Below are 346 nucleotides of genomic sequence, written 5' to 3'. Positions count from 1 at the left end.
ACTGAATCGCCCCTGGTTTCGTAGACACCTCCAAGCCTCATAATGAGGCCCAAATAGGAGGTGCCATGAGTCGTCAGCGTTACCCCGAAGAATTCAAGATCGAAGCGGTCAAGCAAGTGACCGAGAAAGGCAAACCTGTCGCCGATGTCGCCCAGCGCCTGGGCATGTCCGTGCACAGTCTTTACGCCTGGATCAAGGTCTACAGCAAGCCCCAAGAGCAGCGTCAGCAAGACGACGATCAGCAGGCCGAACTGCGCAAGCTACGCGCTGAACTCAAGCGCGTGACGGAAGAGCGAGACATCTTAAAAAAGGCCGCCGCGTACTTTGCCAAGGAGTGCGGCTGAAG

The 346-nt window shown here is 56.6% G+C and carries 1 pseudogene; it reads left to right on the top strand.

The features are described from left to right. Nucleotides 1-65 precede the first annotated feature (65 nt). Nucleotides 66-346 (top strand): annotated as a pseudogene (locus K5E40_RS35350) (transposase); the annotation flags it as partial.

This window comes from Pseudomonas baetica (assembly GCF_019733355.1).
In the GTDB taxonomy this organism is placed as follows: Bacteria; Pseudomonadota; Gammaproteobacteria; order Pseudomonadales; family Pseudomonadaceae; genus Aquipseudomonas; species Aquipseudomonas baetica_A.
This window is presented reverse-complemented; position numbering and strand designations above follow the sequence as displayed.